Source organism: Dellaglioa sp. CoH-57-MRSF-22 (assembly GCF_056781895.1).
Genome location: NZ_JBXAXT010000274.1, coordinates 1 through 238 on the forward strand (window position 1 = coordinate 1; position 238 = coordinate 238).

1 protein-coding gene is annotated in these 238 nt (G+C 53.8%); it reads right to left on the reverse strand.

Annotation, left to right across the window (positions count from 1 at the left end; translation table 11 throughout):
* Positions 1–225: hypothetical protein (locus AC1RPR_RS09065; RefSeq protein ID WP_481763619.1), on the reverse strand; the 225-nt coding region annotated here is incomplete at its 3' end.
* Positions 226–238 lie beyond the last annotated feature (13 nt).

A 238-nucleotide genomic window follows, 5' to 3' on the forward strand; every position in this document is an offset into this window, starting at 1 on the left:
CCGATCCTCATAGTTTTCTGGGTACATGCCCTCACGCAGATCGGCTTCGACCCAACCGCCGTGCACCTTGGAATAGGCCCACAGTTTCGGCGGAATGTAGCGTGTGCCATCCTCACGTTCGAGGCAGACAATGACGGGCTCCGAATAGTCGTTACCGTAGTACATGTCGTACAGAGGTGCCGGCTTAGGACTATCCGAAAACTCGCGAATCCAATGTTTATGCATCTACTTCGTCCTC